General features: G+C 63.1%; 16 protein-coding genes and 1 tRNA gene. 9 read left to right on the top strand and 8 right to left on the bottom strand.

The genetic code is table 11. From position 1 onward, the window contains the following. Positions 1-2: 2 nt before the first annotated feature. The 3 genes from U5782_RS37535 to U5782_RS37525 form a co-directional block, all read right to left on the bottom strand. Positions 3-2,678, bottom strand: coding sequence for a type VI secretion system Vgr family protein (locus tag U5782_RS37535; protein ID WP_322048915.1), 2,676 nt, complete (start codon positions 2,676-2,678; stop codon positions 3-5). A gap of 615 nt (positions 2,679-3,293) precedes the next feature. Continuing rightward, a tRNA-Ser gene (locus tag U5782_RS37530) sits at positions 3,294-3,384 on the bottom strand. 268 nt (positions 3,385-3,652) lie between these two features. After that, complete coding sequence (locus U5782_RS37525; protein WP_322048914.1) at positions 3,653-4,069, bottom strand: HIT family protein; 417 nt, start codon at positions 4,067-4,069, stop codon at positions 3,653-3,655. Between the two features lie 243 nt (positions 4,070-4,312). Here U5782_RS37525 and cfa point away from each other — a divergent pair, with 243 nt between their 5' ends. Continuing rightward, on the top strand, positions 4,313-5,482 hold the full coding sequence (gene cfa / locus U5782_RS37520) for a cyclopropane fatty acyl phospholipid synthase (RefSeq protein ID WP_322048913.1): 1,170 nt from the start codon (positions 4,313-4,315) through the stop codon (positions 5,480-5,482). Positions 5,483-5,545: 63 nt separating this feature from the next. Here the strand turns inward: cfa and crcB are convergent, their stop codons facing one another. The 5 genes from crcB to U5782_RS37495 form a co-directional block, all read right to left on the bottom strand. Beyond that, positions 5,546-5,926 carry a fluoride efflux transporter CrcB gene (gene crcB, locus U5782_RS37515; protein ID WP_322048912.1) on the bottom strand — a complete coding sequence of 127 codons (381 nt, stop codon included), beginning with the start codon at positions 5,924-5,926 and terminating at the stop codon, positions 5,546-5,548. 135 nt (positions 5,927-6,061) lie between these two features. After that, a complete protein-coding gene (locus U5782_RS37510) occupies positions 6,062-6,820 on the bottom strand; it encodes an SDR family oxidoreductase (RefSeq protein ID WP_322048911.1) in 759 nt (252 codons plus the stop codon). A gap of 180 nt (positions 6,821-7,000) precedes the next feature. Then, complete coding sequence (styD, locus tag U5782_RS37505; protein WP_415914484.1) at positions 7,001-8,479, bottom strand: phenylacetaldehyde dehydrogenase StyD; 1,479 nt, start codon at positions 8,477-8,479, stop codon at positions 7,001-7,003. A 30-nt stretch (positions 8,480-8,509) separates the two neighbouring features. Next, a complete protein-coding gene (locus U5782_RS37500) occupies positions 8,510-9,472 on the bottom strand; it encodes a hypothetical protein (protein ID WP_322048910.1) in 963 nt (320 codons plus the stop codon). A 9-nt stretch (positions 9,473-9,481) separates the two neighbouring features. Beyond that, entirely contained in the window at positions 9,482-11,476 is a 1,995-nt protein-coding gene (locus tag U5782_RS37495) for a primary-amine oxidase (RefSeq protein ID WP_322048909.1), read from the bottom strand. A 250-nt stretch (positions 11,477-11,726) separates the two neighbouring features. Here U5782_RS37495 and U5782_RS37490 point away from each other — a divergent pair, with 250 nt between their 5' ends. From U5782_RS37490 to U5782_RS37455, 8 genes are all read left to right on the top strand, one after another. After that, the gene (locus U5782_RS37490; RefSeq protein ID WP_322048908.1) at positions 11,727-12,728 is read left to right on the top strand and encodes an AraC family transcriptional regulator; all 1,002 of its coding nucleotides are present in this window, start codon (positions 11,727-11,729) and stop codon (positions 12,726-12,728) included. 309 nt (positions 12,729-13,037) lie between these two features. Beyond that, positions 13,038-14,498 carry an APC family permease gene (locus U5782_RS37485; protein ID WP_322048907.1) on the top strand — a complete coding sequence of 487 codons (1,461 nt, stop codon included), beginning with the start codon at positions 13,038-13,040 and terminating at the stop codon, positions 14,496-14,498. A 145-nt stretch (positions 14,499-14,643) separates the two neighbouring features. Further along, entirely contained in the window at positions 14,644-15,864 is a 1,221-nt protein-coding gene (locus tag U5782_RS37480) for a porin (RefSeq protein ID WP_322048906.1), read from the top strand. 128 nt (positions 15,865-15,992) lie between these two features. Continuing rightward, positions 15,993-16,736, top strand: coding sequence for a (Fe-S)-binding protein (locus U5782_RS37475; protein WP_322048905.1), 744 nt, complete (start codon positions 15,993-15,995; stop codon positions 16,734-16,736). Further along, positions 16,733-18,172: a lactate utilization protein B gene (locus U5782_RS37470; RefSeq protein ID WP_322048904.1), complete on the top strand. Its 1,440-nt coding sequence runs from the start codon at positions 16,733-16,735 to the stop codon at positions 18,170-18,172. Before U5782_RS37475 ends, U5782_RS37470 begins: the two co-directional genes overlap by 4 nt. Further along, positions 18,159-18,746, top strand: a complete 588-nt coding sequence (locus tag U5782_RS37465) for a LutC/YkgG family protein (RefSeq protein ID WP_322048903.1) — start codon at positions 18,159-18,161, stop codon at positions 18,744-18,746. Before U5782_RS37470 ends, U5782_RS37465 begins: the two co-directional genes overlap by 14 nt. Beyond that, positions 18,728-20,989: a cation:proton antiporter gene (locus tag U5782_RS37460; RefSeq protein WP_322048902.1), complete on the top strand. Its 2,262-nt coding sequence runs from the start codon at positions 18,728-18,730 to the stop codon at positions 20,987-20,989. The genes U5782_RS37465 and U5782_RS37460 overlap by 19 nt, the downstream gene beginning before the upstream one ends. Then, positions 20,986-21,807 carry a hypothetical protein gene (locus U5782_RS37455; RefSeq protein WP_322048901.1) on the top strand — a complete coding sequence of 274 codons (822 nt, stop codon included), beginning with the start codon at positions 20,986-20,988 and terminating at the stop codon, positions 21,805-21,807. Before U5782_RS37460 ends, U5782_RS37455 begins: the two co-directional genes overlap by 4 nt. The last annotated feature ends 47 nt before the right edge of the window (positions 21,808-21,854 follow it).

Here is a 21,854-nt window from a genome sequence, read left to right as displayed (position 1 = left end):
TTTCAGCCTTCGAGAAATTGAATCGTGACGTCTTTCGGGACGTGGCTCTGGGTAAGCCCCGTCTCGCCAAGTGCATTGGTCTTTCCTTCCATGAGCAGGCTGTTTCCGGAAAACATCCGGAAACGGACATTGGAGGCGGGAATGTCGCTACCCGCCCAATGTGCGATAAATGCCTGATCGTAGTCCCCAGCATCTTCCGGCAAGGACGGCGACGACGTTGACAGACTAGTCGGGCCAGCAAAAGAATGTTGCGCCCCTTTGATGTCGATCTTTCCGGGGGCGTGAATTTCAATATTGCCATCCTTGATCCGGATATAGGCTCCGCCAGAGGTCAACAGGATTTCCTGCTTCGCGGCTGCTTCGATATTTTCAGTCGCGGACAGCACCTTCAATGTCTTCTGCGCAGTGAGTTCGATATTGTCCGAGTGCGCCTGAATCTCGATCTTTCCTTTCGCCGCGAACCACTTCATTCCGGCGTTCTGTACGAAGAGGCTGATCTTCTCCGCGACGCTCGCCACCAGCGATTTCCCGCTCGCGATAAACGTGCCCTGTCCGCTTACGAAATTGATCTGTCGATCGCTCGCGACATGCACTGACTGCTGCGTTGACAGGGCAATACCAGACGGGCTTGCGACCAGCATCAAGGGTTCCTTGAAGGCATTCACATTGCCTGTTCCGCCACCGGCTGTTCTGCCTCCCGACTGCGAACCTTGCATGCTGTTCTGCGTCGCATCGGTGAAACGCTTTAACGCATCGTGCCCGACTTCAAGGCTTTCTGCCTGATGTTGAATGCTTGCCCGTGATAGCGACTCCATGGCGCTTTCGGCATTGATGAGTTGCTGCTGCGCTTCGCGCACGTCCATCTGTTGACTGTTCGCCGGCTTGGGATGGGTTGTGATGTACAGGCCCTGCGCGGCACTCACGGCACCATATGAATCCGCACTCAGCGCAAATCCGGAGCCAAGATACGAGCCACGTGAGTTGCCGCTTTGATCGATGAGATACCCGAGGTGGAGTTGGCTGTTGGCGGTGCTACTGAATAGCCGGGCGCGGTTTTGCCCCGTTGCATCGTCCAGAACCATTTCGTTGTAACCCGAGCCCGAATACTCTTTCGACCGGTAGCCCGACAAAATGCCGTTTGTATGCCAATGTGGCTGGACGCTCCCGTTGTAGACGCGATGGAGCACTATCGGGCGGTCGCAATCTCCGCCCACATAGCCAATCAACACCTCCTCGCCAACACGCGGAACGTGGACGCTCCCGTAGCCGCCACCAGTATCGGACTGCGCGACTCTAACCCAGCATGACGCGCCGGCGTCGCCGGAATTCTGGCGGTCCCAGACGAACAACACCTTCACCCGGTTCAGTTCGTCCGTATAAACTTCTTCGCCTCGTGGCCCGACAACAATGGCAGTCTCCAGATGCATCTGCGGCTTTTTGTGTTCGAACGGGCTGTGGTACGGCACCGTCACGCGCTGCGCCTCAACTTCGACCAGGTAGAAGCCTGTTGTTCCGTCTGCGCAGGTGACGGTCTCTCCCGTGTTCCCCGATTTCACCCGTGACAATTCGTTCTGGAGACTGTGAGGAAAGCTCATCTCCTGATCAGATAGCGGCAGGTTGTTTTCGATGTAGCGCCGCACCTTGATCGCCGCGAATTCGCGCTGGCTGGCCTGATCGCAATCGTGCTGCGGATGACCGCTCAGCTCGAAGCGCCGTCCCGCGTCGATCGCGCGAACGCCACCCACCGCGAAGAATCGTTTGGCGCGAGATTCCCACTCTTCCAGGTGAATCTTCGAGAGATGTTCGCCGCGATCCTGGGACAGGTACGTGTAGGCGCCGGTGTATTCGTAGACTTCGGCCTGCTCTGGCAAGCTTCCCTGGTCGGGCATCGTCGGCAGGGACGTACCTTTGGGATTGACGGAGGAAGAGGGGGCCTTGTAGTCGAACGTACGCGTCGCATACGCGGTACTTTGTAAAGTCCGCGCCCCTGACCATTGTGTGAACGCATCCGTTTCGCTGCCTGTACCTGCCCGATAGAAGCTGACAGGATTCGGTGAGACCTCGTCGAGCGAATGGATATCGTCCGTGACGACGAGCGTATGCGACTTGCCGTCCGTAGCCTGTCGCCAGAAGCCGAACAGTCCTTCCTCCTCCATCAGGCGATGGACGAAGTTCCAGTCGGTTTCGCTCTGGCGGCAATACGAGCGTTCGGGCAGCGGCTTGCGCAAAGCAAACTGAAACTGGCCGCTTGCCTGCGGATGCATGTTGAATACGTCTGTGATAATGGTGTCGGCGCTCTTGTCCTGCCAGTACCGCATGTCGCTGCGGAAACGGAGGAAATGCATCCACGACGCGCAAGTCAATTGGTAACTGGAAAGGCTGCCATCTCCGCCTAGTCTGCGGGCGGTATGAATGTACCCGTTGATCGGGAGGTACGATTTGTCCGCCTGCTGGATCCACAGCGTCATCGGTTGCGCAATCAGCTTTTTAAGCTCGATGTCGCCTGCTGCGGAAACCATGTCGAGCGTGACACTGAAATCACGGCCCAATTCAGAATAAATTACCGATCTGCAGGGCGAAAGCGCATTATCAGGTAATACTGGGATGTCTGTTTTTATCAGGCGGTCTTGCTGGATCAATCCACCATGGATTAACTGCGACAATTCAGTTGGGTTCATGCGAATTCCATCTTTTTTTGCGTGTTACCGCCTGACGCCTGAGTATTTGCCGCGCCGGTCGCCGGACATGTGGCGGCCTGATTCTAGATTTTATGAACCAATGATGTCAACGGAGTGGCCGCTAGAGATTCGCGAATTGATGCGATATCGCGCGTAAATATATTCTTGCCAAGAAATTAGGAAATTTAATTCATGAGTTTACGCAGCAAGCATAATGACGCGCGATATCGATGTGATTTTTCGCGGTTGATAATCGAGCGATGGCATCTCTAAGGAAATACCCCACTGATCGTCGGCGGGCCAAATCGAATCCTGAGCGAAAAGTCGGTTTCAGTCACGACGCTAATCGCGAGCGATGTGCTCACAACGCGATGGTAGCGTTGGTGCTTCGCTGACACGATCCGATGGTTGTGCGTATCCTGGCGGCGGCGTACCCGTCCAACGTGAGTGTGACTGTGCCGATTAATCTGCGAACGACATTGGACGCCACCAGTAACGACGCCTCTGATCCAGCCCCGGACCATGGCTACGCGAGGCGGCGGTTCGATCGTCGATCTTCAGGTCGAAAAAAGCCCCGTAAGTCTTTGACCGTACGGGGCTTTTTAGCGTATTCAGTGGCGGAGAGACGGGGATTCGAACCCCGGATAGGTTATTAACCTATACACGCTTTCCAGGCGTGCGACTTAAACCACTCATCCATCTCTCCTGCGGGAGGCGGATTATAGCAGAGACTTGGCGGGAGTGGAAATCGCGGGATCCGTAGCGGGCGTCACCGGTTCGGAACTTGCCTCTACGCCTCGCTCGCGGGACGTCATCGGCGGCTCAATGCGCAGGGCGCGCTGCTCGATGCGCAGACATCGAAACGATTGGCGACCAAGGCATGATCTCGGCCACGGATACGCAGGCCTTAGCTGTCGACGTTATCCGCCATAAGTTCTGATGAATCCGCCGCCCGCGCGCCCACTTCCGCCGCTTTACAACGCGGCGCGAATCCGCTGCGCGACCGCTTCCAGCTCCGCCTTGTCCGCCATGTCGCGCGCGTGCATGCGCAGTTCCTCGCCCTTGCGGCGCGGAATCAGGTGGAAATGCACGTGCGGGACGGTCTGCCCGGCTGCCGCGCCGTTGAACTGCGCGATCATCAGGCCGTCGGGCGTGAGCGCGCGGCGCAGCGCGCCGGCCATCGTATGCACCATAGCCATCGCGGCGGCCAGCGACTCGGGCGACAACTCGTAGATTTCCTCGGCTCCTTCCTTCGGCAGCACCAGCACGTGGCCCTCGGATTGGGGCATCACATCCATGATCGCGACCGCCGAGTCGTTTTCGCAGAGCTTGATGGAAGGGATCTCGCCGCGCAGCAGCTTGGCGAAGATGTTGTTGTTGTCGTAGGCCATGAAGTCCTCGTGGTCGTGGTGATCGTGCCGGCGCGGTGCATATGCACCTCATGCACCGGTGCCGCGCGAAAAATAGGGGAGCGGTAGGCGAGCGCCGACACGCAAGCCCGCAAACCGCAGCGCCCGATTATCGCCGAGAGCCGTGGGAGGCTGTCCGGGTTCCTGCAGGTTTTTTGAAGCGGGTGCATCATAGAAGCTCTCGCAGCGCGCGCGACGACGAATGTCTGATACGGAGCACCACGTATGGCAACGACCGATCTCGATGCAGCCCACGCGGCCCAGTCCACCCGCGAGGCCACCGTCTCAGGGGCCTGGCGGTTCACATCCCAACTATTGGCGCGCGCCGATGTGCAGTTGAATGGCACGCGAGCGTGGGACATGCGTATCCACGATCCGCAGGCGCTCGAGCGCGTGCTGGCGCTTGGCAATCTGGGTCTGGGCGAAGCCTATATGGACGATCAGTGGGACTGCGAACAACTCGACGAGTTCTTTGCCCACGTCCTGCGCGCCCATGTGGACGAGCAGATCGACCCCGCTCGACTCGTCTTCCATGCGCTCAAGGCGCGCCTCATGAACCGGCAGACCGTGCGTCGCGCGTGGCGGGTCGGGCAGCAGCACTACGACATCGGCAACGCGTTTTACGAGGCCATGCTCGACAAGCGCATGACCTATACGTGCGGTTACTGGTCGGGCGGCGCGACGACCCTGGACGAAGCGCAGGAAGCCAAGCTCGACATGATCTGCCAGAAGCTTGGTTTGCAGCCCGGCATGCGACTGCTCGACATTGGCTGTGGCTGGGGCAGCTTGATGAAATTCGCCGCGCAACATTACGGCGTTTCATGCGTGGGCGTGACGATCTCGAAGGAGCAGGCCGCATTCGGTGCCGGGCTGTGCGAAGGTCTACCGGTCGAATTTCGTTTGCAGGACTATCGGTTGCTCAACGAGAAGTTTGACCGTATCGCGAGCGTGGGCATGTTCGAGCACGTCGGCCCGAAAAACTATCGCACGTATATGGAAATGGCGCATCGTTGCCTCGACGACAGGGGGCTCTTTCTGTTGCACACGATCGGCAAGAATCGCCGTGACACCACGCCCGATCCGTGGGTCGACAAATATATTTTCCCCAACGGAGAATTGCCGACCATCGGTCAGATCGCGGACGCCTCGGGCGGGCTGTTCGTCACCGAGGACCTGCATAACTTCGGCGCCGATTACGACCGCACGCTGATGGCATGGCACGCGAATTTCGAAGCGGCCTGGCCGCGTTTCAAGGCGGAAATGGGGCACCGCTTCTATCGCATGTGGCGCTATTACCTGCTGTCGTGCGCAGGGGCTTTCCGCGCGCGTGACATTCAACTCTGGCAGTTCGTGCTATCGAAGAACGGGCTGCCGGGCGGTTATCGCCGGCCCTGAGTTCAGCCGACAAAAAGGCTGCGAGCGCACGAGGCGCCGCAGCCTTTTTCATTCGTGGCCAATTCAGCGCATGACGGCGGCGACCGTAGCGATACCCAGTATCGTCATCAGCACCGACGCGCACACGTGTATCGCGATTTCGCCGAAGGCCCAGCCAAGGCGGCCGTTCTGCAAATGCGCGACCACTTCGGCGGAGAAGGTCGAGAACGTCGAGAGCCCGCCCATACAGCCCGTGATGACGAACAGGCGCCATTGCGGCGAGACATCGGGCAAGCGCGCGAAGGCCGCGAGCGCGACGCCGATGACATAGCCCGCGATGATGTTGGACGCGAGCGTGCCCAGCGGCAATGAAGGGAGCAGGGCATTCAGCCGCAAGCCGAGCACCCAGCGCAGCAGCGAGCCGAGGGCGCCGCCAATGCCGACGGCAAGGATGGACAGGTACATGGTCAGGAGCCGTTGTAGGTGCACTGAAAGCCGGGCCGCGCGCGGCGAGCGTCGCATCGTGCGATCGCCCGCTGTGACGGCCAGCATTCGACCCCGGAGTTTAGCACCGTGTTTTAGGCACTGCCCCGCAAGGCTTCAGGCGAGACCGCCGTTGGCGCGCAGCGTCTGGCCGTCCACCCAGCCGCTGTCCGGGCCGGCGAGGAACGACACCACCGAGGCGATATCCTCAGGCTGGCCGAGGCGCTCAAGCGGCGGCAGGCTCGCGAAGTGGCGGATCTGTTCTTCGCTTTTGCCTTCGAGGAAGAGGGCGGTGGCGACCGGCCCCGGCGCCACCGCGTTCACGGTGATGGCGCGCCCGCGCAATTCCTTCGCGAACACGCGCGTGAGCGCTTCGACCGCGCCCTTGGTGGCGGTATAGATCCCATAACCCGGCAGATTCAGCGCGAGCACCGTGGTCGAAAAGTTGATGACGCGTCCGCCATCGGCGAGCTTCGTGGCGGCTTCGCGCATCGTATTGAGCGTGCCGCGCACGTTGATGTCGAACATTTCGTCGTAGAGCGCGTCGGTGGAGTCGGCGATCGTCGTGAGCTTCATCACGCCCGCATTGTTGACGAGCACCGCGGGCTGGCCGAGTTGCTCGCGCGTCGTGTCGAACAGGTGACGCACTTCGTCGGACTTCGCGATATTGGCTTTCACGGCGATCGCGCGCCCACCTTCGGCGACGATCTGCGCGACCAGCGCGTCGGCTTCGCGTGCGCTGGAGGCATAATTGACGACGACGGGGTGGCCATCGCGCGCGAGCCGCAGCGCGACCGCGGCGCCGATGCCGCGCGATGCGCCCGTGACGATGGCGACGCCGCGCGCCGGTTGGGAAGATTGCGTTGGGGTGGTCATGATCGAGCTCCTTGCATTCGGTGCGAGAGGATAGTGAAGCGCAACGGGCTCGATCATGAGGGAATTCGTCCCCCGGATCATTGCCCGGGGGTGGGCTTCATCATTCCATTTCGATTAACAATCCGACTGACAACCCGATCACCAATCGCTCTGGAGACGATTCAAAACATCCAGCAAAAATCAGTAAGCGATGCAGACCGATTTCGTCTCCGTGTACGCATCGATAATGGCGCGGCCATGCTCGCGGCCGATGCCCGAGGCCTTGAAGCCGCCGAAGGGCAGTGCCGGGTCCACCATGTTGTGCGTGTTGACCCAGACCGTGCCGGCCTCGACCGCGTCGACCACGCGCAATGCGCGATCGAGTTGATTGGTCCATACGCTCGCGCCCAGCGCGTATTCGGACGCATTGGCGGCCGCAATGGCTTCCTCGACGTCGTCATAAGGCATGGCCACGAGCACCGGACCGAACACTTCGTCGCGCACCACGCTGAGCGGCTTGTTGGCAGCGTTGGCGATCACCGTCGGCTCGACGAAGAAGCCTGCGCGTTGGCCGTCGCCGCCGCCCGCGACGATCTCGCCGCCTTCGTTGCGCCCTTGGGCGATCATGCCCGCCACCTTGTCGCGATGGCGCGCGGACACGAGCGGGCCCATCTGCGTGGCCGCGTCGAAGCCGGAGCCCAGCACCGTGTTGCGCGCGACCTGTGCGATGCCTTCGACGATTTCGTCGAAGCGCGCGCGCGGCAGATAGAGGCGTGAACCGGCGGTACAAACCTGACCGTGGTTGAAGAAGATCGCGCCCGCCGCGCCTTCGATCGCGCGTTGCGGATCGCAGTCGTCGAGCACGATCACCGGGCTCTTGCCGCCGAGTTCGAGCGAGACGCGCTTGAGATCGTCGGCGCATTGGCGGCCGATGATGCGGCCCACTTCGGTCGAGCCCGTGAAGGTGACCTTGTTCACGTCCGGATGACGCACGAGCGCCGCGCCCGCCGTTTCGCCCTGGCCCGTGACGACGTTGAGCACGCCCGGCGGGAAGCCGGCTTCGTGCGCCAGTTCGGCGAGGCGGATCGCGGTGAGCGGGGTTTCCTCGGCGGGCTTGAGGACGACGGTACAACCGCAGGCGAGCGCGGGGGCGATTTTCCACACGGCCATCAGCAGCGGGAAATTCCACGGCACGATCGCGGCGACCACACCCGCGGGCACGCGGCGCGTCGACGCGTTGTAGCGCACGCCGGGCGGAAAGGCGAGCGAGAGATCGACGGTGCTGCCCTCGATCTTGGTGGCCCAGCCCGCCATATAGCGCAGCCATTGCACGCTGCCGCCTACTTCGAGCATCTTCGAAAAGCCAAGCAGCTTGCCCTGATTGAGCGTTTCGAGCGCGGCGAGTTCGTCGCCGTTGCGTTCGACCAGATCGGCGAGCTTGAGCAGCAGGCGCTCGCGCTCGGCGGGCGGCAGGCGTCGCCAGGTGTCGGCGGCGAATGCGCGGCGCGCGGCCTGCACGGCGGCGTCGACATCGGCGTCGCTGGCGTCGGGCACCTGCGCGATCTCAGCGCCCGTGGCCGGATTGAACACGGCGAAGGTGCTGCCGTTGCTGCTCGCGCAGAAGCGGCCATCGACGAACATCTGCGTGCGGATCGTGTGCGTGAAGTCCTGGCGGTCCATTGCGTCTCCTGAATTCGGTATGAGGTTGGGTTAGTGCAGTTCGATGCCGCTGAGTGTGGCGGCGGAGTGGTGCGTCACGTAGTGCTCGGTCCGACGATTCGCGCGTATCGACTGCGTCGATGCACAGACGAAATTGAGTACGGCAGCGCCGAGAAACAGCGCGTAAAACCCTTCGCCGAAACCCCAGGACGTAGAGGCGAGCGCCGCACCCGCAAGCATGCCCAGGTGATGCGCAATGCCGGGACAACTGCCTTGTGCGACATGGTTTGCGTGGTCGCTGCGTAGCAGCGTGGGGAGCGTCAAGGCGTCGAGCACGGCGAAGGCGGGCGCCGCGTAAAGCGACCACGGCGCGAACGCATCGAGGGTAAGCGCCGCGAGCAGCGCGCCGCGCAAGGTGAATAGAAAAAGCAGCGCGTGACGACGTTCGAGACGTTGCAGGTATGCGCCTGCCGCGATCGCGGCGCAAAGCGAAACGAGCAGAGGCGTGAGCGAGAACGGTTGCGCGCCGCACAGCGCGAAAAGCTGGAAGCGTGCGAGCATACCGCTCGACATGCCGGCGAGCAGGGCCGCGCCGATCAGCGCGCTGCCGCCGGGGAGTGCTAGTTTGAATCGACGCGCAGCAAGGTGAAGTGGAGTCCTGATTAAAGATTCAAACGAATTTAAAGACCCCACTCGACGCGCAGCCAGCAGCAATGCGAGGCCCGCAAGCGCAAGCGGCAACGCGCCTTGCGTTGCCCCGGCGCGAGCCTGCGTAGCGGCGACGCTCATCGCGCCCATCGTAAGCACGAGCGCGGCAGCGCAAGACACGGTCGCCCACGCGCCGAAGCGGCGCGCGAACATCGGCGGCAGCAGCGCCATCGCAAGCAATGAGATGGCGCTTGCGGCGATTGCGGACACGCTGGCGCCGGCCTGCATCGCGCCCAGCATGATGCCTGCCGCGAGCGCCGCCGCGCCCCCCGTCATTGCGCACCAGAGCATCATCGCGCGCCGCATGGCCTGGCCTTACTTCTTGCTGCCGCAGCAGGACGGCGCTGCGTCCCCTGCGTTTGCATCAGCCGCACCATCCTGCACGCTATGCGGATCGCGCCCACCCGGCAGGTCCATCGCCGGACTGCCGTAGAAGAAGTTATTCGGCTTGAGCATGAAGCCGGCGTACTCCACCGGCATCACCGGGAAGTCCTCGGGCTTGCATACATGCGTGTGGCCGAAGCTGTGCCACAGCACGATGTCCTCGTTCTCCACATTGCGGTTCGCCTCGATATAGCGCGGCAGGCCGTCGCCGCCCGCGTGCTGGTTCGGGTAATCACCGCTCGCATAGCGCTGCGTCGTGTCGTAGGGCGTGACCCACACGTGACGCGTCGCGAAGCCGCCGCGCTGGCGCACCTTCGAATTCGGATCGGCGAGCATCAGCGGCGAATCGTTGACGATGAGCTTGTAGCCGGGGTTCGCGCCCACGCGATTCTTCACGTTCGGGTTGACGATCTTCCAGAAGCGGCCGGTCTGGCCGTTGGCGTTGCGCGCGGCTTCCTGCTCGGTCTTGAGCACGCGTTTAGTCGTGTCGAACACGTTGCCATAGGGATTGTCGTCGCCCATCGGACGCGGCACGAACTCGTGCTCCGTGACCGAGTTCTTCTCGCCGTCGACCATCATGTGCAGACGCGCATTGAAGAAGTGCTGATGCGTCGGGCCGCCGAGATTCTCGGTCACCATGCCGCCCCACGGATACATGTCGCCATCGGCGACCGCCGAGGTCTGGATGATGCCCGTGAGCTTGCATTCGAGCTGGACCGTGCCGTCCTGGTAGAAGTACCAGTAAAAGCCGTAGTCGTAATTGCCGACCGTCGCGAAGAACGAGATCACAAGACGGCGCGAGCGGCGCATTTCGAACACGCCGGTGCGGAATTCGTAGTGCTTCCAGAGCGTGCCGTAGTCCTCTTCGTGCAGGCACACGGCATTCTTCATCGTGAAGCTGTTGCCGAAGTCGTCGGCCGACGGAATGTCGAAATAGCGGATCGTGCCCAGGCAGTCGCAGCCCAGTTCGAGCTGGTTAGCGAGTTTGCCCAGACCATACTCGCCCGCATCGAATGCGCTCTTCCAGTAGTGGTTCGTGGTGGGATCGGAGTAGGGCACGCACATCTCCGTCACGCTTGCCCGGTAGATGATGGGGCGCGGGGCGCTCTTGCCGTCGTCCCAGGTGATCTGGTTCAGCACGAGCCCTTCACGGGGCGTGAAGCCCACGCGGAACGTCCAGTTCTGCCAGGTGACCTTCCAGCCGTCGATCGTGAAGCTCGGGCCTTCGGGCTGGCTGATCGAAAGCGGCTTGACGGTATCGCGCGGCTTACCCAGGCTCGGCGTGTCGTAGTTATGTTTGGCCTTCGGAATCGGAATGATGCGGCCATCGTCGACAAGCTCGATCACCTTTTGTTCGAGCAGATCGACCACGGCCACCACGCCTTCGATCGGGTGCGCATAGCCGTTGTCCGTCACGTTCTCGCGGTAGTAGCTCACGCAGCGCACGAGGCGGCGGCCGCCTTCATTGGCGCGATCGAACGCGCCCGCCGAGAACGGATCGACCTGCACGTTGATGAGATCGTCTTCCGTGAGGCCACGCTTTTTCACGGCTTCGCGCCATGCGAGGTCTTCCTTCACGATGCGCTCGGCGTTCATGAAGTCTTCGATCATCACGGGCGGCTGGCCGAACGGCGCGCTTTGCAGCGCGAGCGGCGTGCGCGACTCCACCTTCTTTTCGCGCAGATCGACGACGAATTCGATCGTCTGGTTGTGCGTGCGGTCGATGGCGATCACAAACGCGCGGCGCGAAAAATAATCGCCTTGTTTCCAGGCGACCACTTCGGCCTTGGGCGGCTCGCGCAATTCGGTCACGGGGAAGCGCCCGTATTCGTCGAGCTGTTCGGCGGCCTTCACGATGTCACAGGCGAGCTGCATTTCGGCGAGGCTCAGCGGGTCGAGCGGATGCAAGTTCGAATTCGTGTTCATAAGCTTTTCGTAAGGATGACGTGGGACCGCATCGGCGAGCGGAAGCGGCAAGCCTGCGGCCTTTGTGGGGCATGACCGCAAGGGCGATGTCGTGCAGTAATCGTAGAAACGCCATATTTATTTCGCGCTTGCAGAACGCGCCAAAGGGGCGATAGAGTGCGCCAGAGGCAGAACGAACCCACTATCGAAAAGCGGCCGCGGCGCGTGTGAACGCGCCTGCCGGAGAGCACGCGGCCCAACGGAGAGAGACATGAAAAGAGTCCCTGCCAGTAACGGTTTTCCGATGATTCGGGGCGCCGTGATGGGCCCCATCGTGCGTGCGCTCGATGCCGCCGGCGCGGACTGCGATGCGGTGCTGGCCGACTTCGGCCTGAGCCGCCGGCAACTTTCCGATCCTTATGAAATCGTGCCGCTCGGGCGCTATGTGGGCGCTTTCGAGCGCGCCGCGCAGGTGCTCGACGAACCCGGCCTCGGCCTGCGTCTGGGCAACGAATTGCAATTGACGGAAATGGGGCCGGCGGGTCTCGTGTTCATGTCTTCGCCTACGCTTGGCGCGGCGATCCGCAAGTTCACCGACGCGCTCGCTTCGTGGCAAAGCGGCACGCTCGTGGACCTCGTGCGCGACAACGCCTGGCCGATGTGGAGCTATCGCATCGCGCACGCGTCGATCTGGCCGCGTCGTCAGGACGCCGAATACAGCATGAGCGCGATGTGCCACATGATCCGCCTCGTGCACGGCGCGGCCTGGATGCCGGTGGAAGTGCATTTCGAGCACGCCGCGCCAGCCGATCTCAAGCCTTATCAGCGTATTTTCCGCGTGCCGGTGCGCTTTCAGCAGCCTTCGAATGGTGTGGTGCTGCATCCGCACGACCTGGACGCGCCGCTCAAGAGCGCCGACACGCAGATGGCGCGCATGATGGAGCGCCATGCCACCGACCTCATCAAACGCGATACGGTGCCGCACAACCTCGTCGATCAAGTGCGCGATCTGGTGACGCGGCGGCTCGCCCGCGAAAAGCTCGTGGTGGCGGATATCGCTCGCGATCTTGGGCTCTCGAACCGCTCCTTGCAGCGCCATCTGGGCGAGGCGGGCACTTCCGTGCGCGAGATTATTCGCGAGGAACGCCAGCGCAGCGTCGCCGTGCTGCGCGATCAGGATGGCATGACGAATGCCGCCGTCGCACGCGCAGTGGGCTATGCGGATGCCACCGTACTATGGCGCGCGACGAGAAACTGGGGTCGAGCTCAATAGCCCTGAATGTAATGCTTTTGTTGGCTTGTGGAAATAAACATCGCTGAAAATCAATTCGTCATCCCAATCAAATTTCGCGCCAGAATCCTGTTAAGTAAAAACCCGCAGGGCGGTTGGCGCACTTTATCGAAAATTTGGCGCGATCAGCCAAGTCCCCAGACTTTTTAGCTGCCTACCATGCGCTCCAATCGGTTCTCGAAAACGCATAGACGAGATCCGGTCCCCAGAGCGCCTGAGGCACGCGGTCCTTCATCGTGTCGCGTGGCGCAATCAGAACAGACAGCAGCACAGACACCAGCAGAGGCATCGATGAACGAACCGTATTCAAGCGCCGGCCTTGTCGGCGACGCCGAGGCAGACCGCGCGGCCGTGCCGCAGCGCAGTCTCCTCGGCCTGTGGCAAATCGTGTTTCTCGTCATCTCGGCCGCCGCACCGCTCACCGGCATGCTCGGTGCCGTACCGCCCGCCATCAGCCTCGGCAACGGCGCGGGCATTCCGGGCGCCTTCGTGATCGCGGGCGTCGTGCTGCTCGTGTTCAGCGTCGGCTTCGCTTCGATGAGCCGGCATATCGTGCGCGCCGGCGCGTTCTACGCGTACATCACCGCGGGCCTGGGTCGCCCGCTCGGCATGGCGGGCGCGCTCGTCGCGCTGCTCTCGTACACCTGCATCCAGATCGCGTTGTACGGGCTGTTCGGCTTCTTCTGCACCGTCGTGCTCGGGCCGATGCTGCATAGCGCGATGCCGTGGTACGTGTATTCGTTCGCGTGCATCGCGATCGTGCAGATCACGGGCCTGCGCGGCATCGACCTCAACAGCCGCCTGCTGGGCGTGCTGATGTGCCTTGAAATGGGCATTCTGCTGGTGCTGTCGATCGCCATCGTGATCCATCACGGCGGCCCCGATGGCCTGACGCTCGCGCCGTTCTCGCCGCAGCACGTGTTCAGCGGCCACATGGGCATCGCCGTGATGTTCGCGCTCGCATCCTTCATCGGCTTCGAGGCCACGGCGATCTACGGCAAGGAATGTCGCGATCCCAAGGTCACGGTGCCGCGCGCGACCTATGTGTCGGTCACGCTGATCCTCGTGTTCTTCGCGTTCGTCACGTGGACCATCGTGTGCGCCTATGGCCTGAAGGACGTTGCCGACGTGGCCACGAAACAGCCGGGCGACTTCTGGTTCATCCAGTCGACAAAGTACCTGGGCGGCGCGATGACCACGACGATGAGTCTCCTGTTGCTCTCCAGCATCTTCGCGAGCCTGCTGTCGTTCCACAACACGATCGTGCGCTACATTCACGCGCTGTCGGTCGAAGGCATCCTGCCCGCGAAACTCGACCGTCTGCACCCGAAGTACGGCTCGCCGTATCTCGCGAGCTATCTGCAGACGCTCTCGGTGGCCGTGCCGGTTGCGCTCTACGTGCTCGCAGGCGCCGATCCGTTCAACATCGTTTTTAGCTGCACCTCGGCGCTCGGCACCATCGGCATCGTGATGTTGCAGGCCGTGACGAGTTTTTCCGTGGCCGCGTATTTCCGCGCCACGAAAAAGGACACGCGACTCTGGCACGCGCTCGTCGCCCCGATTCTGGGCGGCATCGGGCTGCTGTGGATCGGCTTCGTGCTGATCGGCAACCTCGACGCGCTGAGCGGTTCGGATAGCGCGATCGTGCGCGCATTCCCGTGGATCGTGCTGGCCGTGGCGTTGCTGGGCGTCGCGCTTGGCTACGTGTTCAAACGCAGCCGCCCGGACGTGTACGCACGCTTCGGTCAGTAGGGCGCAGCGTGGACGGTGTTTTTCACTGTCCACGTTAATCAATCAGTATTCCTGCTCATAGCTCCACCCGCAGTCCCATCGCGGACGGCGCGCGTCCCGCATTTCGCGCGCCGCAGCCCCCTACATCAAAACGACATACACCGACATGGCAGATAAACTCGTCACGCGCGCGGCGTTGGCGCTGGCTTCGTGCACGCTCGCGACTTTCACGATGGGCGCACACGCCCAGTCCTCCGTCACGCTCTATGGCACCGTGGATGCGGGCCTCGTCTATTCCACCAACCAGCAGACCACGCACGCGGACGGCCACACCGATGGTCATTCGAACTGGCAACTGGGCGGCGGCAATCTGGTCCCGTCGCGATGGGGCCTGACCGGCAGCGAAGATATCGGCGGCGGCACGACGGTGAATTTCACGCTGGAAAACAGCATCCTCACGCAGAGCGGTTCGCTGCTGCAAAGCGGCACGCTCTTCAACCGTGATGCGTGGGTGGGCCTCTCGAACGGAACCTACGGCGCGCTGACGCTTGGCCGCCAGTACGATCCGTTCTCGGACAATATGGGTGCCTACGCGTCGAGCAACAATTGGGCGACGCTTTACGGCTCGCATTTCGGCGACGTGGACAACCTCAACGAAGCGTTCAACTTCAACAACTCGATCAAATACATCAGCCCGAGCTTCGGCGGTTTGACCGTGGGCGGCCTGTTCAGCCTCGGTGGCGTAGCCGGTGACTTCTCGCGCAATCGTGGCTGGTCGCTCGCGGCGAATTACGCGCAGGGTCCGCTTTCGCTTTCCGCGGGTTATCTGCAACTGCATAATCCCTTGCAGGCGGCGCTAGGCGGCGAGAGCGGCTATATCGGCGACCTCAGCTGCGCCAATGCCGATGCCTCGTACTGCGAACTTCAGAACGCGCAGAAGATCGACATCTGGGGCGCGGGCGGCTCTTACGCCTTCGACAAGATCACGGTGGCGCTGAGCTATACGCACACGCGGCTTTCGCAAAGCCAGTATTTCGCGAGCACGGCGCAACCGCAGGGCGCGAATATCTCGTTCGATATTGCCGAACTCAATACCATGTGGCAGTTCTCGCCCGCGCTGCAATTCGGCTTTGCGTATATCTTCAACGACGCGCACCCGAGCGAGGGTTCGTCCACGCGCATTCACCAGATCAACCTGGGCACGGTGTACAACCTCTCGAAACGTACGGCGCTCTATGCGGTGGCAATCGGCCAGAAGTCGTCGGGGGCGGGGCTTGGCGTCAACGCGTCGGGCGGCACGAGCAACCTCGCGCAGATCCCGAACCTCGTGAATTCGGACACCGACAAGCAACTGGCGATCATCGCGGGCATCCGCCACAACTTCTGAGCGGGCAGGGGGCTCGCTGCACCGCCGCATGCGCGGCACGCCCTCGCGGCGTGGGCGTGCCGCTTTAAGGGCTGGCTGAGCGGATCGGCGCTAGAATGGTCCGGTCCGCTTTCCGCGCGAGCCCCCGCATGAAAGTCGCCCTTTTCGTTCCCTGCTTCATCGACGCGTTTTATCCCGAGGTCGGGATTGCCACGCTGGAATTGCTGGAGCGGCTAGGCTGCGAGGTGGACTATCCGCTCGACCAGACCTGCTGCGGCCAGCCTATGGCCAACAGTGGCGCACAGGCCGAGGCGGCGGGCACCGAGCGCGTATTCGCCCGCGCCTTCGCGGGCTACGACTATATCGTCGGGCCGTCGGCGAGTTGCGTGAACCATGTGCGCGACCATTTCACCGCCATCGAGCAGACCGACGAAGTGCGCCGCGTGCGCGCGAATACCTTTGAACTCGTGGAGTTCCTGCACGACGTTCTCGGCGTGCGCGAATTTCCGTGGGCCGAATTCCCCTGGCGCGTGGGCCTGCACAATAGTTGCAGCGCGTTGCGCCATCTGCACGAAGCGTCGATTTCCGAAGTCGCGGGCACGCCGTTCTCGAAGCCGCTCGCCTTGCTGCGTGCCGTGAAAGGCATCGAATTCGTGCAGCCCAAACGGCCCGACGAATGCTGCGGCTTTGGCGGCACCTTCGCCGTTACGGAAGAGGCCGTGTCGGTGCGCATGGGCCAGGACAAGATCGTCGATCACGTGGGCGCGGGTGCGCAATACATCGTCTCGGGCGATATGTCGTGCCTGATGCACCAACAAGGCTGTGCCGAGCGCATGAAAGCCGATGTGCGCTTTATCCATATCGCCCAGATCCTCAATGGAGCGCGCGAATGAGCACACAGGAGAAGCCGTCGAAGCGCGTCGAACATGCAAAGCTCGCGGGGAGTTTTCTCGCGCGTCCGGAACACGTCGACTTCCACGATAAACGTCTTTGGGATCTGCGCAGCAAACGCGACGCGCAAGCGCACGCGATTCCCGAATGGGAAACGCTGCGCACGCTCGCATCGGCGATCAAGGCGCACACGCTCTCGCATCTGGCCGACTATCTCGACCAGTTCTCGCGCGCGGCCGAAGCCAACGGCGTGCAGGTCCATTGGGCCGATACGGCGGGCGAGCACAACGAGACGGTCTATCGCATCCTGAGCGAGCGCGGCATGACGTCGCTCGTGAAAAGCAAGTCGATGTTGACCGACGAGTGCGAGATGCGGGCGTACCTGGAGCAACGCGGCATCGCTGTGATGGAAACCGATCTGGGCGAGCGCATTCAGCAACTCGACGACGAACCGCCGAGCCATATCGTCGTGCCCGCCGTGCACAAATTGCGCGACGACGTGGCCGAAGTGTTCGGCCGCACCATCGGCACCGATCCCGCCAATAACGACATCCACTATCTCGCGCACAGTCAGCGCATGAATACGCGGCCGTGGTTCGTACGCGAGAAAACCGCGGGCATGACCGGCTGCAATTTCGCGGTGGCGGAAACGGGCACCGTGGTGGTCTGCACCAATGAAGGCAACGCCGATCTCTCGGCCAATGTGCCGCCGGTGCATATCGTCTCGATGGGAATCGAAAAACTGATTCCGCGACTGTGCGATCTGGGCGTGTTTATCCGCATGCTTTCGCGCAGCGCGCTCGGCTCGCCGATCACGCAGTACACCTCGCATTTCCGCGCGCCTCGTGAAGGGGCAGAACTGCATTTCGTGCTGGTGGACAACGGCCGCAGCGCGCGTCTCGCGATGCCGGACTTCTGGTATTCGCTCAAATGCATCCGCTGCGGCGCGTGCATGAATACTTGCCCGGTCTATCGGCGCAGTGGGGGGCTTTCTTATGGCAGCACCTACGCCGGTCCAATTGGCGCGATCATCAATCCCACTTTCGATCTGAAGCGCTTCAGCGCGTTGCCGTTCGCCTCCACGCTCAACGGTAGCTGCACCAATGTCTGTCCCGTGAAAATCAATATTCACGAGCAGATTTATCAGTGGCGTCAGGTGATCGCCGCGCAGCATGCGGTGCCGTTCGTGAAGCAGGAAGTGATCAAGATGGCGGGGCGACTGCTTGCGAGTCCGAAGCTTTATCGTGGCGCGGTGTCGTCGCTCGACGGGGCGCTGCGGCGGCTGCCGAATTTCGTGCTCTATAACCCGCTCAATATCTGGGGCAAGCAACGCACGCTGCCGCACGCACCGGGCACCACGTTTCATGCGTGGTATCGCAAGAATCGAAAAGGCAAAGCGGGCGATGGCGGCAAGGGAGGCGGCGATGGCGAGTCGTGAGGCGTTTCTCGCGCGCGTGCGGGCGGCCCAACCCGCGCCCGAGCCGCTGCCCGAGGTGCCACTCTTCGAGGCGCCGTCAGGCGAATTGCGCGCACGCTTTGCGGCTGCGCTCGCGCTGATGGGCGGCAAGGAGATCGAGGCCACGTCGGGCGAGACCGTGCTGGCTACGATACGCGAACGCTTCGGCCCGCAGGTGTCGATCGCATCGGCCGCGCCCGAGGTGCCAGGCACACGCGCCCTCGCCACAACGACATCGCCCGCGTCGCTCGAAGACGTGGAGGTGGGCGTCGTGCGGGCGCGCTTCGGCGTGGCGGAAACCGGCTCCGTGTGGCTGAGCGAGCGCGAGTACATCGTCAATGCACTCGGCTATCTGGTGCAGCACCTCTATGTGCTGCTCGATCCCGGCGCGCTGGTTGCCGGTTTGCAGGACGCCTACCGGCGCGACGACTTTCGCGCGGCGCGCTATGCGGTGCTGGTGACGGGGCCGTCCGCGACGGCCGATATCGAAGGCGTGCTGATCCAGGGCGCACAGGGCGTGAAATCGCTGACGCTCGTGTGGCTGCCAGCGCGCTGATGGTCATCCACATTCTCCTCCTGAGCGGCTTTCTGCTGGCGAGCATCGCGCTGGTGCAGGCGGTGAGCCTGCGTTTCGCGCTGTCCGAATCGGTGCTGCTGGCCGCGTGGGGCTTCGCGCTCGGCGGCATCTATCTGGTGAGCGGAGAGGCCTGGCCGCAACTGGCCGCGAGCGTCGTGACGCCCGCGCTCGCGCCGCGCCTGCCGCCCGAGGCCTATCTGTGGGTGTTCCTGCCCTTGCTGCTGTTCCAGGCCGCGCTGAGCGTGAACGTGCGCGAGATGCTCGGCGACGCCGCGCCGATCCTGCTGCTTGCCGTGGTGGCCGTGTTCGTTGCCACTGCGATGGTGGGCGGGGCGATCCACCTCACGGGCCTGGGCCCGCTCACGGACGGCCTGCTGCTAGGCGCGATGATCGCGACCACTGACCCCTCCGCCGTGCTCGCGGTGTTTCGCGAAGTGGGCGCGCCCGCACGCCTCGTGCGTCTCGTAGAAGGCGAGAGCCTGTTGAACGATGCGGCGGCGATCGCCATCGCCAGTGTGCTGATCGCGGCCATTACGGGCGATGCCGCCGCGGCCACGGGCACCGCCGCGCTGCGCACGCTCGGCGTACAACTCGTGGGTGGCCTCGCCGTGGGCGCGCTCGCGGGCCGCGCCTTCGCGTACCTGCTGCCGGCGCTGGGCGGCGAGGGCAAGGCCGAGATTTCGCTGAGCTTCGCGCTGCCGTATCCGCTCTATCTGTTCGCCGATCAGGTGCTGCACGTTTCGGGCGTGGTGTCGGTAGTGGCGGCGGGGCTCGTCATCAGCGGCCTTGGACGCACACGGCTGTCGCCCGTCAACTGGTTGCATCTGCAACTGATCTGGGAGCAGGTCGCGGCGATGGCGGGGGCGGCGATCTTTTTGCTGGCCGCCATGCAGATTCCGGCCACGCTGCGCGAGGCGCACTGGCTCGATCTGATCGCGCTCGCCGTGGTGGTGGTCACGGCGCTGGTGGCGCGGCTCGTGGTGGCGTTCGGCATGTTGCCCTTGCTCAGCCGCCTGAAGCTCACCGAGCCGGTGAGCGCGGCCTACAAGCTGGTGATCGCCTGGGGCGGCCTGCGCGGCGCGGTGACGCTCGTGCTCGCGCTCGGCCTGGCGCAAAACGAGGCGCTGCCCGAAAGCACGCGCCGCTTTGTCGCCATCCTGGCGACCGGCTTCGTGCTCGTCAGCCTGATCGTCAATGGCTCGTCGCTCAAGCTGCTGATCCGCAAGCTCAAGCTCGATCTGCTTTCGCCCCAGGAAGAGGCGATCCAGCAACAGGCCGTGCAACTGTCGGCGATTCGCGTTTCGCAGCAGGTGCACGCAGCGGCGCGTACCTTCCGCATTCCGGATGCGATTGCCGCCGAAGCCTGCGCCACCTACCGCCGCAGCATTGACCTGAGCGCGACGGCCTTCGACATCGAAGCGGCGCTGTCCGAGCGCGAACGCCTCGCCATTGGCCTCGTCACGCTCGCCGCCAAGGAGCGCGATCTGATTCCGCAGTACGGCAGCGGCATCGTCACGATCCGCAACCTCGATGCCATGACGCGCAACACCGACGCCATGATCGAGGCCGCGCGCGAAAGCGGGCGCATCGGCTACCAGCGCGCGGCGGCGAAAATCCTCGCCGATACGCCGGGCCTGCGCGTGGCGCGTTTCGTGGCGCGCTGGCTGCGCATCCAGCAACCCTATTCGGATGCGCTCGCCGATCGCTTCGAACTCCTGATGTGTCGGCGCGTGGTCCTGCACGAACTGATCGCCTTCGCCGATTCGAGCTTGACGCCGCTGCTAGGCGCACGGCTCGCGACGCTGCTCGGCACGATTTTGCGCATGCGCATCGACAAGGCCGAACGCGGGCTCGATGAAGTGCGCCGCTGTTTCGGCCATGGCACGGACGTGCTGGAGCAACGCATGATGATGCTCTACGCGCTGCGCGAAGGACGCGAGCGCGTGGCGGCCATGTACGAGGACCGTTCGATTTCCCGGGAGGTCTACGACTCGATCCGCCGCGAACTGGACGTGGCGTGGAAACGTGCGGTGCCGCGCGCGCATCCTGTGGTGTTGTTCGCGCATGGCGACGGGGCGCAGGGTGGCGATCACGCGAATCCGTCGAATCCGGCGAACCAGGCGCAGGATCGGGAAGTCTCGATGTCCGCTGCAAACGATGCGCCAGACGAAGCGGCAAACGCCGACACGCCGCGCAACCCGCAAGAGAGCGCCGGATCATGATCGAGATCGGCCTGGCCCTGCTGGTGTTCGTGCTGCTGCTCGGCGGCACCGGGCTCGGTGTGCTGCTGCGTCCGATGTTGCCCGAAGAGCATCGCAAGCACGAGACCGTGCAACTCGTGCAACTGGTGCTGGGGATGCTCGTGACCTTCGCGGCGCTGGTGCTGAGCTTGCTGACCGCATCGGCGAAATCCAGCTTCGACACGGCCACCAACGACATGCGCGCCTACGCGGCGGACCTGATCCAGCTCGACGCGCGCCTGCGCGATTATGGCCCCGACGCCGAGCCCGCTCGCCTTGCGCTGCGCCGCTATACGGCGTCGGCGATCGCCTCGACCTGGCCGCAGGAGCGCCCGCCCGAAGGCGATTATCCGCGCGTCGCGGGCGCGCGCGACGGACAGATCGAGAGCATCGCGCTGGGCGCCATGCTCAACGACGTCGGGCGTCAGATCGACACGCTCGCACCTCACGACCGCTATCAGAGCGCGCTCGCCGCGCGCCTGATCGATGTGTTCGGACGCGTGCGCGACACCCGCTGGCGTTTGATCGAGGAGGCGCACGGGACTGTCTCGCGGCCGTTCTTCGCGATGCTCACGCTCTGGCTGATCCTGATCTTTCTGAGCTTCGGCCTGATCGCGCCGCACAACGCCCTCGCGATGGTGATGATCGCGTTGGGCGCCGTGTCGATCTCGTCGTCGGTCTATGTGATCGTCGACCTCGATACGCCGTTTACCGGCGAGATCATCATCCCGAGCGATTCCATGCGCGACGCGCTCGCGCACATGAACCAGCCGCTGCAAGCCCAGGCGCCGCCGCAATGAGTGCGCTAGACTCGCGCCTGGTTTCGCGGATGAAAAAGGAGGTGCCC

The sequence above is a fragment of the Paraburkholderia sp. J67 genome (assembly GCF_905220265.1).
GTDB lineage: Bacteria > Pseudomonadota > Gammaproteobacteria > Burkholderiales > Burkholderiaceae > Paraburkholderia.
This window is presented reverse-complemented; position numbering and strand designations above follow the sequence as displayed.